11 protein-coding genes and 1 pseudogene are annotated in these 13,630 nt (G+C 47.1%); 8 read left to right on the top strand and 4 right to left on the bottom strand.

Annotation, left to right across the window (positions count from 1 at the left end; genetic code table 11):
• Nucleotides 1-40 precede the first annotated feature (40 nt).
• Nucleotides 41-1,471 carry a hypothetical protein gene (locus HMPREF2606_RS01730; RefSeq protein ID WP_070843199.1) on the top strand — a complete coding sequence of 477 codons (1,431 nt, stop codon included), beginning with the start codon at nt 41-43 and terminating at the stop codon, nt 1,469-1,471.
• 60 nt (nt 1,472-1,531) lie between these two features.
• Here HMPREF2606_RS01730 and HMPREF2606_RS10890 read toward each other — a convergent pair.
• From HMPREF2606_RS10890 to HMPREF2606_RS01715, 4 genes and pseudogenes are all read right to left on the bottom strand, one after another.
• Nucleotides 1,532-1,672, bottom strand: a pseudogene (locus HMPREF2606_RS10890) (folate-binding protein); the annotation flags it as partial.
• 273 nt (nt 1,673-1,945) lie between these two features.
• Nucleotides 1,946-2,803 (bottom strand): CAF17-like 4Fe-4S cluster assembly/insertion protein YgfZ, encoded by an 858-nt coding sequence (locus tag HMPREF2606_RS01725; protein WP_070843198.1) that lies wholly within the window; start codon nt 2,801-2,803, stop codon nt 1,946-1,948.
• A 122-nt stretch (nt 2,804-2,925) separates the two neighbouring features.
• Complete coding sequence (locus HMPREF2606_RS01720) at nt 2,926-3,489, bottom strand: peptidylprolyl isomerase (RefSeq protein ID WP_004519955.1); 564 nt, start codon at nt 3,487-3,489, stop codon at nt 2,926-2,928.
• A gap of 198 nt (nt 3,490-3,687) precedes the next feature.
• Entirely contained in the window at nt 3,688-5,946 is a 2,259-nt protein-coding gene (locus tag HMPREF2606_RS01715) for a TonB-dependent siderophore receptor (protein ID WP_070714001.1), read from the bottom strand.
• A 233-nt stretch (nt 5,947-6,179) separates the two neighbouring features.
• On the opposite strand from HMPREF2606_RS01715, the gene HMPREF2606_RS01710 reads away from it, so the two are divergent.
• The 7 genes from HMPREF2606_RS01710 (at nt 6,180) to murB (ending at nt 13,623) form a co-directional block, all read left to right on the top strand.
• Nucleotides 6,180-7,946, top strand: a complete 1,767-nt coding sequence (locus HMPREF2606_RS01710; RefSeq protein ID WP_070714004.1) for an ABC transporter ATP-binding protein/permease — start codon at nt 6,180-6,182, stop codon at nt 7,944-7,946.
• 146 nt (nt 7,947-8,092) lie between these two features.
• Nucleotides 8,093-8,818 carry a glycosyltransferase family 2 protein gene (locus HMPREF2606_RS01705; protein ID WP_070714009.1) on the top strand — a complete coding sequence of 242 codons (726 nt, stop codon included), beginning with the start codon at nt 8,093-8,095 and terminating at the stop codon, nt 8,816-8,818.
• A 4-nt stretch (nt 8,819-8,822) separates the two neighbouring features.
• Nucleotides 8,823-9,752: an LpxL/LpxP family acyltransferase gene (locus tag HMPREF2606_RS01700; RefSeq protein ID WP_070714012.1), complete on the top strand. Its 930-nt coding sequence runs from the start codon at nt 8,823-8,825 to the stop codon at nt 9,750-9,752.
• 26 nt (nt 9,753-9,778) lie between these two features.
• Nucleotides 9,779-10,216: an acyl-CoA thioesterase gene (locus HMPREF2606_RS01695; RefSeq protein WP_004519960.1), complete on the top strand. Its 438-nt coding sequence runs from the start codon at nt 9,779-9,781 to the stop codon at nt 10,214-10,216.
• Nucleotides 10,217-10,319: 103 nt separating this feature from the next.
• Nucleotides 10,320-11,699, top strand: a complete 1,380-nt coding sequence (locus HMPREF2606_RS01690; RefSeq protein WP_070714014.1) for an MATE family efflux transporter — start codon at nt 10,320-10,322, stop codon at nt 11,697-11,699.
• A 63-nt stretch (nt 11,700-11,762) separates the two neighbouring features.
• Complete coding sequence (locus HMPREF2606_RS01685; protein WP_070714017.1) at nt 11,763-12,536, top strand: LEM-3-like GIY-YIG domain-containing protein; 774 nt, start codon at nt 11,763-11,765, stop codon at nt 12,534-12,536.
• A 46-nt stretch (nt 12,537-12,582) separates the two neighbouring features.
• Nucleotides 12,583-13,623 carry a UDP-N-acetylmuramate dehydrogenase gene (murB, locus tag HMPREF2606_RS01680; RefSeq protein ID WP_070714021.1) on the top strand — a complete coding sequence of 347 codons (1,041 nt, stop codon included), beginning with the start codon at nt 12,583-12,585 and terminating at the stop codon, nt 13,621-13,623.
• The last annotated feature ends 7 nt before the right edge of the window (nt 13,624-13,630 follow it).

Genomic DNA, 13,630 nt, shown 5'->3' with positions numbered 1-13,630 from the left:
ATTGGCATTCTAATATTTTCTTAATAATAAAGGGATACATATGCTAATTCACTCTTTTGAATTCCCATTACCTGATAAATTAGAAGTAAAAAAAATTTTGCAATTAGCGTGCGATTGGATTATTGGTAGTAAGCATTACATCTTATCAAAAGATGACTTTAATGGACTACTTGACAAAACTGATGAAATTATTGAAAAAGGAAATGAAAAAGTAGAATTTGGATATGCAAATTTTCCAAATATATCTTCTTCAATTGGGGGGATTAGATTCTCAAAACAAGACAAAGATAATACTACTTGGGTGACAACTATTGTTTCGTCTAAAAATCATAACCAACATTTTATTAGTATTCAATTAAGTTGTGAATTATCTCAAGCTTCCTTGCAAATACCTAAGGCTAAAAAGCCATATATTATTAAACAAATTCTAAAAGAATATAGTGGAGGTATGGATGGACAAATTCCTGTCTCAGATAAGGCAATTCTTTTAAAAGAAGGTGAAGAAGAAATTGCTGCAGCATTGATTCAAGATGTAGCAGAAAATATTTTGCCTATTGTCTACATTAGTTATGATCCTGAATCAAATCAACATCTAATAGATTACAAAAAAATTGCTAAAAACCTTTCTGGAAATGCGCATGTAATTGTAGAACCAAGCCGTAAGTTCTCTATGAAATTAAGAAGCCTCTCAAATGCTAAAAATGTATTTAATGGTACAATTGGCGTTTACTGGCCTCAAAATGGACGAAAATCATATTTCCTTACTGATTCTATTGATACGCCGAATAAGTTAGAACGTAATATCCAAGAGGATATTATTCAAGCACTACTCAACAAAAGACAGACAACACAATGCAATTGGTTATATTTAAAAGAATGTATTTCAAAACAAAGAATTGATCAATTAAGAAAAAATTCTACTGATGTAAACGTAGAAGAATATATTAATGCATTTGATGATGAATTAAGAATCAAAGAAGAAAGACTAGAAGAGGCAAATAAAGAAATTGCAAAGCTAGAAGCAGAGAATCGAAGATTAAATTCTACTAATTTTAGTCGCTCCCAAGGAGTCTTAAACTATGGAAATGAACAAGATCTATACGATTATGAAATCCGAAGTTTTGTAGTAGATGCTTTAAAGTATACTTTAGAAAATAACACAAAAGAGGATTCTAGAAAATATCATATATTGTATGACTTATTTAATCATAATAAATTAGATGAAAAAAAAGATCTTCGAATCATAAAACAAGATAGACTTAAACGTATTATGAATGATTACCAAAAAATGACTCCTAAGACTTTAGAGGAGTTAAAAAATTTAGGGTTTGATCATTCAGATGAAGGAAAACATCATAAATTTGTTTTTTCCAATGATGGCAGATACACTGCAACCATTTCTAAAACAAGTAGCGATTATCGTGCAGGTAAAAATTTCGCACGAGATGTAGCAAATCAAATTTTTAAATAAATTTTCAAAGGGCGCAATTCACACACGCCCTTTTATTTGAATCTTAGATATTAAAGCTAGTTATTCCTTCTCAACCGTAAAAAACAGTTCTTCCTGTTTCAAAGCATTGCCGTCTGCATCGGTTAATGCTGCTTCTGCTGCGGAAAACTTGATAACGGCGAGGCTGAGGCTGCCTTGTTCAGTCAGTGCCGTATTAAGCAAGCCGTAGACCAACCGCGTGCGTGGCTACGCCACACACCCTACCTGTGGGCGACGCAAACCTTAAGATTAAGGTGTAGGGTGTGTGCGGTACGCACGCACGCGGTTTTTGTTGCTACCGAATGATTCCAAACCATGCCGTAATCCAGTCAGCAGCAAACGCAGCTTGGGTCATGTACCAACAAAACTCAATATCAAAGGCCGTCTGAATTTCAGACGGCCTTTCTGTTTTCATTTCAAGCTAATATTTAAGCTTTTTATTCAATCATCTAACAATCAATCTTTCTCAACCGTAAAAAACAGTTTTTCCTGTTTCAAAGCATTACCGTCTGCATCGGTTAATGCTGCTTCTGCTGCGGAAAACTTGATAACGGCAAGGCTGAGGCTGCCTTGCTCAGTCAGTGCTGTGTTGAGGATAACGCCTGCTTCTTCCTCAGCAATTTTGACGGCAATACCGGCGGCTTCTAAAGAATTGCCGCTTAATACGGCCAGGCCGCGTTTGACTTGGCCTCGGTATTGGGCGCGGGCGATGATTTCTTGTCCGGGGTAGCAGCCTTTACGGAAATGGACGGCGCCGATGATGTGTTGGTTGAGCATTTGGGCAACGGCCGCTTCTTTGGTTGCGGCGCAAATCCACGGATAGCCGCTGCGGATTTCGTGCAGGTTCCACGCGTTTTCGGCTTCTGCTTGATATTCGGATGCGTTTTCTGCTGCTGAAATTTTCAGACGGCCTGTGTGCGGCAAGGCGATTTCTACGGTGTTTTCTTGAATCTGAACCGGGAAAGACAGTTGCGGTTCGGCAGCAGGATGTGGTTCTACATTGTCTGCCAACTCGCCGCTGACTGCCAAATCAGGCATCAACTCGAAGACGACTTTTGCACGCAAGACAAACATTCTCAGGCGTTTGACGATGGCTTCGGTCAAATCTTGTGCCATGACCAGCAGTAAATCCTCTCCGCGATTGACGACCAGCATATTCGCCAACACACGGCCTTTAGGCGTATTGTATGTGGCATAACATGCCTGACCAGAAGCTAAATTATTAATATCGTTGGATAATTGGCCATGAAGAAATGAAGCTCTGTCTTCACCGCTGACGCGGACAACGCCGAAAAAAGGCAGGCGGGTTTGCATAATCGACTCCTTAAATAGTAGATGCTGAATTATCGCTCAAATTACCGCTTATTATCAAATAAATAAATTCAGGCCGTCTGAATGTTTCAGACGGCCTGTTGTTTGGGTTCAAACAATCAAAATTATTTGATGCTGACTTTGCGGATAATCACGGCTTCGGTCGGTACATCTTGATGGAAACCGCGTGTCGCTGTTTTCACTTTGCTGATTTTACGGACAACGTCCATGCCGGAAGTAACTTTACCGAAAACGGCATAGCCGTAGCCTTGAGGGGTTTTGCTTTTGAAATTCAAAAAGTCGTTGTCGGCCGTATTGATAAAGAACTGGCTGGTTGCGGAATTCGGATCGCCGGTGCGCGCCATGGCGATGGTGCCGACGTTATTTTTCAAGCCGTTGTCTGCTTCGTTGTTGATGGCTTTATCGGTGGATTTTTGAACCATTTTCTCGGTAAATCCGCCGCCTTGAATCATAAAATTGTCGATAACGCGGTGGAAAATCGTGTTGTCGTAAAAACCTTTTTTGGCATAATTGACAAAGTTTGCCACGGTTTTCGGCGCTTTGACTTCATCCAGCTCCAGTTGGATGTTGCCCATATTGGTTTCAATCACGGCATGGGTAACCGCTTGCGCTTGCACGGAGAGTGACAGTGCGAGGGCGCACAGGGTGAGTTTGATGGATTTTTTCATATGTCTTCTCGAATAATGTATTGTGAAAATGGAATATTAACCTTGTTTCGCGTGAAATCCATAAAAAACATGTAAGATTTTTCAAGCAAAAAACATAAGGCAATCAAATCAGGCCGTCTAAAAAGGGATAAAAAACAAATTCTTGCTTTTTATATTCCCTTTCAGACGGCCTGCTATTACGGTCAAACCGAAATCAGATTAGAAATCCAATTCCGCTTTCAGCCAGTAAGTACGCGGCATACCGACGACGGCGAAGCTGCGGTCGTATTGGCCGCGCTGTACTTGCCAGTAGTTTTTGTTAAACAGGTTTTCTACCGAGCTGCTGACGGTCAAAGTATTTTTGCCCAGTTTGGTTTTGTAGCGCGCGCCTACGTCAACCAAAGTGTAAGATGGGAAGGCATATTGTTTTTGCGTGTCTTGGTAAGACTTGCCGAAATACGAAACATTGCCGTTCAAGGTCAGACCTTTGACAAACGGTGTATCCCACTCAACACCTGCTTTGGCAATCACGCGCGGATTGGCGACTTGCACGCCGTTAACCAGCATATCGCGCGAATTCGGATAATTCTTCACGGTCGATTGCAGATACATCAGGCCCAAAGACGGACGCAAAGTATTATTGAGCAAATTCGCGTAGGTGTTGAACTCAATACCGCGGCTGCGTTCCATGCCTTGCTCGTCTCCGGCTGCGCCTCCTTGGGCTTTATACGCTGCGAAGTCTGTTTTGCTGGTGGTAGAACCGCGCCAGTAGCCCGGACGTTTGATTTGGAACGCGTTTAACGTGGTCACGAAATTGCCCCAGTTTTTACGCACGCCCACTTCAAACTGACGGCTGACACGCGGTTTGGACATGGTGGTATTGCCGTCATCGTCGGTTTTGATATCCGCAGGCTCCAAGTCTTCCATGTAGTTGCCGTAAACGACCAAGTCAGGTTGCGGTACCCAAGCGGCCATCAGCATCGGGCTGAAGCGTTTGGAGTCCCCGCTTTTACCTTCTTTTTTATTGGTGTATTCAACCGCTTGGAAACGACCGCCCAAAGTCAGACGGTATTTGTTGTCGGCAAAGCCCAGTGTGTCAGACAAGGCCAAGCTGTTGACTTTGATATTGGCATCCAGGTTTGCTGAGCTTTCCCAGTCTGTCGCGTAATTAGGGACAAAAGAAGCCAGTTGATTGTCAATATTGCCGTTTGCATCAACCTCAACGCGGCTTTTGCCCGCAGCCGAACCACGGACAGTCGCACGCTGACGAATGATACGGTCAAAAGCAGTACTCCAGTTATGCGTTACCGGGCCGGTTTCAAATTCGCCGCGCGCGGATAAATTCATACTCAAAGTACGGAAATATTGGTCGGTCAGGCGTGCCGTACCTGTGTGGTATTGGTTGGCACTTGAGCAGGTTGCGGTTTGGCTGCTTGCGCCTTTTTTACCGCAGATGGTCGGAGAAATCAGCGTGCCGTAATAACGCGCCTTGTTGTAACCGATACCGCCGGTAATTTGCGCATTTTCAAACGCATCCCATTCGAAAGTCAGCATATTGGTTTGACCGACGGTATTTTGCCAGTTCCAGCTTGGCAACAGATTTGTTTTGCCATCCGGTGCATCGAACAAACGACCATCAGCGTTTTGGATGTCCTGCATACGTGCGCGGCCACCGTTGGTTTTGCGTTTCGCGTAGATGGAGTCGAACGCCACGCGCACTTTTTCGCCGCGATAGTCGGCATTTAAAGCAAATTCTTTGTTGTCTTCGCTGTAACCGTGGCGCGGGGTGTCGCCGTGGCGCAGTTTGCCGTTGGCGCGCACGCCGAATTCTTTGTTTTCGCCGAAGCGTTGGCCCAAGTCAAACGTGCCTTGGGCGCGGTTGTTGCTGAACCAGCCCAAACCGATTTTGCGGTTGCCTTCGTCGGCGGCTTTTTTGGTTTCGATATTGACGGAACCGGATACCGCGCCTTCAGGGTCCATGCCGTTTACGGCGGTGGACGCGCCTTTAATCAGTTGTGCGGAGCCGACTTGCACGCTGGCCGTACCTTGTGTGCCATACATACCGGCCAAGCCGTTGACGCTGAATTGGCGCGAGTCAAGCTGATAACCGCGGAAATACAGGCCGGTCAAGGTATTACTTTCGCCGCCAAACTGCCAAACGGAAGCGTCTTTTTTCGCTACGGCATCTACCAAAGTACGCGCTTCGGTATTATTGAGGGCTTTTTCGTCGTAATTGACCACGGTAATCGGTGCGGTAAAGGCATTGGCTTTACCCAATACACCCAAATTCACACGGTCGCGCATATCGCCGTCACTGGCAATAGAATACGAGCGTGCGGCCTTCACGCGTTTGGCGTTGGCGTGGACTTTGACTTCCTGCACTTCTGCATGGGCTTCGGGAGCAGGAGTGGCTTCATCGGCGGCGTAGGTGAATGCGCTTGCAACCACAAGCGGCATTAAGGCTAATTTGCTTTTCATAAATTCCTTCTGAGTTGAAATATTAATAATTCTTATATCGGGTAAAAAATTACAAAGTAATTTAGCTTTGTGATTATATTTGATAAGATTCCTACTTTCCACAAAAACAAATAAGAACTGTTTGTAAATACAAAAATACAACAGTTTGAAAAACTATTTTCATAGTGATCATAATTTAATAAATTTGCCGTCCTTTTCAGACGGCCTTTACGACCCTTTTAGAGAATACACCCATGCAAAAATGGCAAACCGAGCTTTATTCCTCACCGTCTTGGTTGGTGCAGACCTTGTTGATGGTCGCCGCAGCTTCGGCGGTAATTCTGTTTTTTGCACGCAACACACGCTTCGGGCGCGAGTTTAGCTATATCCTGCGCCTTTGCCTGACGCCGAAAAGTGCAGTTAAAGTATTGCTGCTGATTACGGCGATGATTACGTTGCTGTTAACCGAAGTGCGGCTGAATGTGTTGAGTACATTTATGTCCAAAGGGCTTTACGACTCGATGCAGGATTTGAACGCCTCCGCGTTTTGGATGTTTGCAGCGATGAACGCAGGCGTGGTGCTGATACGGGCGTTTAACAACGTCGTCAACGACTTTCTCGATCAAGGCTTGGCGATTAAATGGTCGGAGCGGCTCAATGAAGTTTTAACTTCGCGCTGGCTTGCCGACAAAAACTACTACCGCCTGCAAATGCGCCGCCATGCGCCGGACAATATTGACCAGCGTATCCAACAGGACGCGCAGGAATTCATTGCTTCGACCATTGAATTTGTGCGCGGCATGGTCAATTCGGTCGTTACCTCGCTGGAATTTGCCGTTGTTTTGTGGGGCTTGGCAGGCATCCTGACCGTGTTCGGCTTCGATATTCCGCACGGCATCGTTTGGTTTGTCTATATGTTTGTGATTTTGGCGACCTTTATCGCCATGTGGATAGGCAACCCTTTGATTCGTTTTAATTATGAAAACGAAAAACTCAACGGCGACTACCGTTATTCCCTTGTCCGCGTGCGTGACCATGCGGAAAGCGTCGCGTTTTACAACGGCGAAAAACACGAACACGACCAGCTTTCTGACCGCTTCAAAGCCATTATTCGCAACCGTTGGCGCATTGCTCGACAAAGCGTCTGCCTGAGCGGCTTTAACGATATGTTCACCAACGGCATCAAACTCTTCCCCATTATTTTGCAAGCTCCGCGCCTGTTTGCCGGACAAATCAAAATCGGCGACATTCAGCAGACCGTCCAAGCCTTCGCACGACTGCAAAACGCGCTGTCTTTCTTCCGGATGTTCTACAACAAATTCACCGCCTACCGCGCCCGATTGGAGCGTCTGTACGGCTTTTTGCTGAGCACGGAAGAAAAACACGCCGCACAACAACCCGAGCTTACCGAAGTTTCAGACGGCCTGATCTTGGAAAACGTTGCCCTATACCGCCACAACGGCGAAGTTTTATTAGACGGTATCAACATCAACCTCAAAAACGGCAACTCCCTGCTGATACGCGGCCCGAGCGGTTGCGGCAAAACCTCGCTGCTGCGCGCGCTGGCGGGGCTTTGGCCTTTCGGCAGCAGCGGCAAAGTCAGCCATCCGCCACATCAAGACATCCTCTTCCTGCCCCAACGCCCGTACACGGCACAAGGCAGCCTGCGCAATGCGATTTGTTACCCCGACATCGACAAGCAGCATCCGGAACTAATCAACGCCATGAATACCTGCCGCTTAGGTTATCTCGTTGATAAATTGGATAAACCCGACGACTGGCAACACAAACTCTCCCCCGGCGAACTCCAACGCGTCGCCTTCGTCCGCGCCCTGCTCTCGCAGCCCAAAGTCATCCTGCTTGACGAAGCTACCGCCGCTTTGGACGAACCGACCGAAGCCATGCTCTACCGCGCCTTAAAGCAAAAACTGCCCGACAGCATCATCATCAGCATCGGACACCGCAGCACACTCAACGAGTTCCATGATTTATGCCTCGATGTCGGTCATGTACAATGCTGAATTAATGGCATATAAAAGGCCGTCTGAAACAGTGAAAAACGAAATCAAACGATTTTGTCCTCGCCGTTTCAGACGGCCTTTTCAAACGCCATGGCATGTTTATTTGCTATACTCTGCATTGTGTTAACGTCGTCTAAAAAATATTTATGAAAACCCTGGCCCTCATTCCACATTACAACCACCCGACCACCATCAGCCACGTTGCCCAAACCATGCGCGGCTTCGGTTTAAACGTTTTAATTGTGGACGACGGTTCACGCGAAGAATGCAAACCTGTATTGCAGGCTTTGGTTTCAGACGGCATTGATGTCCTTTACCGCCCCATCAACGGCGGCAAAGGCGCAGCGGTCAAAACCGGCTTGGAATACGCTCAAGAACATGGCTATACCCACGTCTTGCAGGTTGATGCAGACGGCCAGCATTGCTTGAGCGACACACCCAAACTCCTCGCCGCAGCAGAGCAAAACCCCGAAGCCGTTGTTTGCGGCTGGCCGCAATACGGCGATGACGCGCCCAAAGCACGGCTTTACGGACGCAAAATTACCGATTTCTGGAATATGCTGCACACTTGGTCATGCGACATCAAAGATGGCATGTGCGGCTTCCGCCTCTATCCGCTTGCACCCGCGCTGTCCGTCGTCCGCGAAGAAACCGTAGGTGACCGCATGGACTTCGATACGGAAATCCTTATCCGCCTGTACTGGCGCAACGTCAAACCGGTTTGGGTTAAAACACCCGTCCAATACGCCGCCGACGGCGTGTCCCACTTCGATGCCTTTGCCGACAATGTCCGCATCAGCAAAATGCACACACGGCTGTTTTTCGGTATGTTGAAACACCGATTGGGTAAAGTTTTCGGAAAGGCCGTCTGAAACCATGACCGACCATAAACAAACCCATTGGGCAGCGCAGCCCGAACGCGGCAGCCGCCTGTTTCTCGCCCTGACCACATTGATGGTGCGCTATCTGCCGGCCTTTTTGATGAAGCCGTGCATTTGGTTTGTGGTGCTGTATTTTTATGCAACCGCGCCCAAACCGCGCCGTCATGTCTTACGCTATCAAACCCGTCTTCAGACGGCCTTTCCCCATATCGTCCTACCGAAACACAGCGTATTCAAACAATTCGTTGCATTTGGCGAAGCGGTTTGCGACCGTTTTGCCGTGTGGCAACGCAAAATCCGTTATGAAGATTTGGTGATTGAAGATCCTGACGACATCTATTCGCAAGTCAAACGCAACGAACGCGGCCAGATTTTTGCCTGTTCGCACTTGGGCAATACCGAAGTTTGCCGTGCGCTGGTGTCACACCACAAAGATTTCAGACTCAATGTATTGGTGCACAGCAAACACGCGCAGGCATTTAACGAGGCATTGCAAAAAGCCGGCGCAGAACATATCCGCCTGATTCAGGTAACCGATTTGGACACCACCCTGATGATGGAATTGAACCGCCGTATCGAAGACGGCGAATGGATTGCCATCGCGGCCGACCGCGTACCTGTCCGCGGCGAGAAAACCGCCGATATTAATTTCTTAGGCCACACCGCCCCTATGCCGCAAGGCGCATGGCTTTTGGCTTCGCTTTTAAAAACGCAAGTAAACATGCTGTTTTGCGTCAAACAAAACGGCCGCCATCATTTGAAACTGCGCCGCTTTACCGATACTTCCAGCTGGAAACGCGGTAACCGCGAAGCCGCCGTCAAAGACGCGATGCAGGGTTTTGCCGACATTTTGGCGCAAGAATGTGCGCAAAATCCGTTACAATGGTTCAATTTTTATGATTTTTGGGGCGAAGACGCCGTCTGAAACCAACACACTCACTTTTTTAAGCCATGAAAAAACACATCTACTGCCAACACAGCTTTGAAACCGAAGTTCCTTTTTTTGATGTAGATGCCATGCACATCGTGTGGCACGGCAACTATGTCAAATACCTTGAAACCGCACGTTGCGCTTTTCTGTCTTCCATCGGTTATGACTACAACGAAATGGGGCGGCAGGGGTACAGCTGGCCGATTGTGCAGATGAACCTCAAATACATCCGCCCTGCCCGTTTCGGCCAAAAAATCCGCGTTGATATGGACATTGTCGAAATCGAAAGCTGCCTGCGTATCGATTACACCATTTACGATGCCGAAACCAATGAAAAGCTGACCCGCGCTTCGACTACCCAAGCCGCGGTTTCGCTTTCAGACGGCCTGATGCAGTTTCAAACGCCGGACAGCTGGTTGGAAGCCGTCAAAAGACATCCGACATTTAAGGCCGTCTGAAAAATTTAACGATTAAACCAATCTTTGTCTATGTACAAACATTACCCTTTATAATTTTAAATTTCCGTTTTCAGACGGCCTTTGTCCTCAAACCGCACACATTATGCTACTGAACCTCAACCGCTTTGCCTTTCCTGTTTTCTTAAAAGAAACCCGCCTGCTTACCGCCCTCGCCCTGCCTATGCTGTTGGCGCAAGTGGCGCAAGTGGGCATTGGTTTTGTCGATACGGTGATGGCCGGCGGCGCAGGCAAGGAAGATTTGGCTGCGGTGGCTTTGGGTAGCAGCGCGTTTTCTACGATTTACATTACTTTTATGGGCGTGATGGCGGCGTTGAACCCGATGATTGCCCAATTGTACGGTGCAGGTAAAACCGAAGAAGTCGGCAAAACAGGAATGCAGGGCATTTGGTTTGGTTTGTGTTTGGGCGTATTCGGTATGCTGTTGATGTGGGCGATGATTACGCCGTTCCGTCATTGGCTGACATTGAACGATTATGTCGAAGACACGATGGCGCAATATATGTTCTTCACCAGCTTGGCAATGCCTGCCGCCATGATACACCGCGCCCTGCACGCTTATGCCTCCAGCTTGAACCGTCCGCGCGTGATTATGTTGGTCAGCTTCGCGGCATTTGTGTTGAATGTGCCGCTGAACTATGTGTTCGTTTATGGCAAATTCGGTATGCCTGCTTTGGGCGGCGCAGGTTGCGGCGTGGCAACGGCGGCGGTATTTTGGTTCAGCGCATTGGCTTTGTGGCTGTATATCGCCAAAGAAAAATTCTTCCGTCCGTTTGGCTTGACGGCAAAAATCGGCAAACCCGATTTGACAGCTTTCAAACAGATTTGGAAAATCGGCGCCCCCATCGGCTTGTCTTATTTTTTAGAAGCCAGCGCGTTTTCGTTTATCGTCTTTTTGGTGGCGCCATTCGGCGAGGATTATGTCGCCGCGCAACAAGTCGTCATCAGCCTGTCGGGTATTTTGTATATGGTTCCGCAAAGCGTTGGCTCGGCAAGCACGGTACGCGTTGGCTTTTCGCTCGGGCGGCGCGATTTTTTGCGGGCGCGTTATATTTCAGGCGTTTCACTGGTGTTGGGCTGGATGCTTGCTGCCTGCACCGCGCTGCTCTTGGTCATCTTTCGCTTTCAGTTGGCCGGTATGTACACCAACGATGCGGCAGTATTAGGCATTGCTGCGACTGTTTTATTTTTCGCCTCCCTATTCCAATTGGCAGATGCCACCCAATGTATCGCTTCATATGCGCTGCGCGGCTATAAAGTAACCAAAATGCCGATGTTCATCCATGCCGTGGCTTTCTGGGGGTGCGGCCTGTTGCCCGGCTACCTGCTTGCCTATCATGCCGATATGGGCATTTACGGCTTCTGGACTGCGCTGACCGTTTCACTGACGATTGCCGCCATAGCATTGGTATGGTGCTTGGAATTGTGCAGCAGGGAGATGGTCAGATCGCATAAGGTCGTCTGAAATTTCTTTCAGACGACCTCCATTTATATTTTATTTACGGCTTATTCACTTTTAAGGAAAAAAATGTTTTCAACCTCTATTATAGAAAAACTTGCTTACTATGTTTATTGCTTGATTGACCCTAGAGATGGCAATATTTTCTATGTAGGTAAAGGCGTGGGCAATCGCGTTTTCCATCATGCCCTAGGTTCATTACAAGAAACAGAAACGCCAAGTGATAAAATTGCCTTGATTAGGGAAATACATCAAAGTGGAAACCAACCCGTGTATTACATTCTGCGGCACAACATCCAAACAGACAAACAGGCTTTTGAATATGAAGCGATGGCAATAGACCTACTCTCCTTAGTCAAACCGAGCCAGCAGCCGCTGACTAATATTCAAGGCGGCACACATTCTTCTGAAGTAGGATTGATGAGCTTATCCGAATTAAAACGAAAATATGATGCGCAAGAATTGAAAACTGATAAACCTATTGTTTTAATTACGATTAATAACGAATACGAGAAACTGAAAAAAGACATTAGATCTGGGAATATTCCTGAAGCCAATAGGGATAAGGAAATTTACGAACGCACACGGAAATATTGGAAAATCGGAAGCCGACGTGAAAAAGCAAAATATGCAGTTGCAGTCTATCGCGGCTGGACATTGGCAGTGTATGAAATCGAAAGATGGATTTCTGCCGACGATATTATTCAAGGTCGTTGGATGTTTGAAGGCAAGCCGTTACCAGAAGGCTCCGACATTTATGAAGAAATCGTGAATAAGCTGACCTATTCTTCCCAAGAAAATTATAAAGCGCCCCAAAACCCCATTACCTATCGTAATTGTTAAATAGTAAGTTTTCAGACGACCTGAATCCACAAAATCACAAATCATCATGCAACCCATCCAATACCAAACCGACCTCACCCCCTACAACACTTTCGGCCTTCGCGCCCAAGCCCAAGCATTTGTTGCACTCAAACATGCCGACGAGTTGCGCGACATCGTCCGGCTGTCCGAGTTCAACCGAGATACTGTTTTATGGCTCGGCGGCGGCAGCAATATCCTTCTGATGGAGGACTATGCCGGTCTGGTTGTGCATATGGAAAACAAGGGGATACGCGAAATTGAGCGTTCAGACGGCCTGGTTTATATTGAGGCTCAGGCTGGGGAAATTTGGCATGATTTTGTTTTGCACACGGTTGGGCTGGGTTTAAGCGGGCTGGAAAACCTCAGTCTGATTCCGGGCACGGTCGGCGCGTCTCCGGTACAAAATATCGGTGCATATGGTGTTGAAGCGAAAGATGTTATCCATAGCGTACGCTGCTTTGATTTGGATACGGAAACCTTTGTCGAGCTTTCCAATGCCGACTGTGACTTTGCCTATCGTGAAAGCCTGTTCAAACAGGAAGGCAAAGGGCGTTATGTGATTGTTTCGGTTGTCTTTGCGTTGAAAGAGCATTTTGTGCCGAACTTGGGCTATGGCGATTTAGCGACCGCGGTTGCCGAACTGAGCCAAGGCCGAGAGGCAACGGCCAAAGATGTTTCCGATGCAGTGTGTGCAATCCGCAACAGTAAACTGCCTAATCCTAACGTACTTGGTAATGTCGGAAGTTTCTTTAAAAACCCAGTTGTCAGCGCTGAAAAAGCGGCCGATTTGTTGCAACAATACCCCAATATGCCACGCTATCCGCAGCCTGACGGTTCGGTCAAACTCGCGGCCGGCTGGCTGATTGACCAATGTCATCTGAAAGGCCATCAGATCGGCGGTGCGGCTGTGCATGACAGACAGGCTTTGGTTTTGGTGAATAAAAACAATGCGTCCGCGCAAGATGTCCACCAGCTGGCACAATATGTTTGTAATACAGTATTTACTCAATTTCAGGTAGAATTACACGCAGAACCCAACTGGCTGCCTACTTCATACAGCCTATAAAACAAAG

This window comes from Neisseria sp. HMSC070H10, assembly GCF_001837635.1.
Lineage (GTDB): Bacteria > Pseudomonadota > Gammaproteobacteria > Burkholderiales > Neisseriaceae > Neisseria > Neisseria subflava_A.
Note: the sequence above shows the minus strand (reverse complement) of the source record. Positions and strands in the feature narration are given on the sequence as shown.

Coding starts and splice junctions, on each gene's coding strand:
- HMPREF2606_RS01730 (WP_070843199.1), top strand. CDS start 41: ATGCTAATTCACTCTTTTGAATTCCCATTACCTGATAAATTAGAAGTA.
- HMPREF2606_RS01725 (WP_070843198.1), bottom strand. CDS start 2,803: ATGCAAACCCGCCTGCCTTTTTTCGGCGTTGTCCGCGTCAGCGGTGAA.
- HMPREF2606_RS01720 (WP_004519955.1), bottom strand. CDS start 3,489: ATGAAAAAATCCATCAAACTCACCCTGTGCGCCCTCGCACTGTCACTC.
- HMPREF2606_RS01715 (WP_070714001.1), bottom strand. CDS start 5,946: ATGAAAAGCAAATTAGCCTTAATGCCGCTTGTGGTTGCAAGCGCATTC.
- HMPREF2606_RS01710 (WP_070714004.1), top strand. CDS start 6,180: ATGCAAAAATGGCAAACCGAGCTTTATTCCTCACCGTCTTGGTTGGTG.
- HMPREF2606_RS01705 (WP_070714009.1), top strand. CDS start 8,093: ATGAAAACCCTGGCCCTCATTCCACATTACAACCACCCGACCACCATC.
- HMPREF2606_RS01700 (WP_070714012.1), top strand. CDS start 8,823: ATGACCGACCATAAACAAACCCATTGGGCAGCGCAGCCCGAACGCGGC.
- HMPREF2606_RS01695 (WP_004519960.1), top strand. CDS start 9,779: ATGAAAAAACACATCTACTGCCAACACAGCTTTGAAACCGAAGTTCCT.
- HMPREF2606_RS01690 (WP_070714014.1), top strand. CDS start 10,320: ATGCTACTGAACCTCAACCGCTTTGCCTTTCCTGTTTTCTTAAAAGAA.
- HMPREF2606_RS01685 (WP_070714017.1), top strand. CDS start 11,763: ATGTTTTCAACCTCTATTATAGAAAAACTTGCTTACTATGTTTATTGC.
- murB (WP_070714021.1), top strand. CDS start 12,583: ATGCAACCCATCCAATACCAAACCGACCTCACCCCCTACAACACTTTC.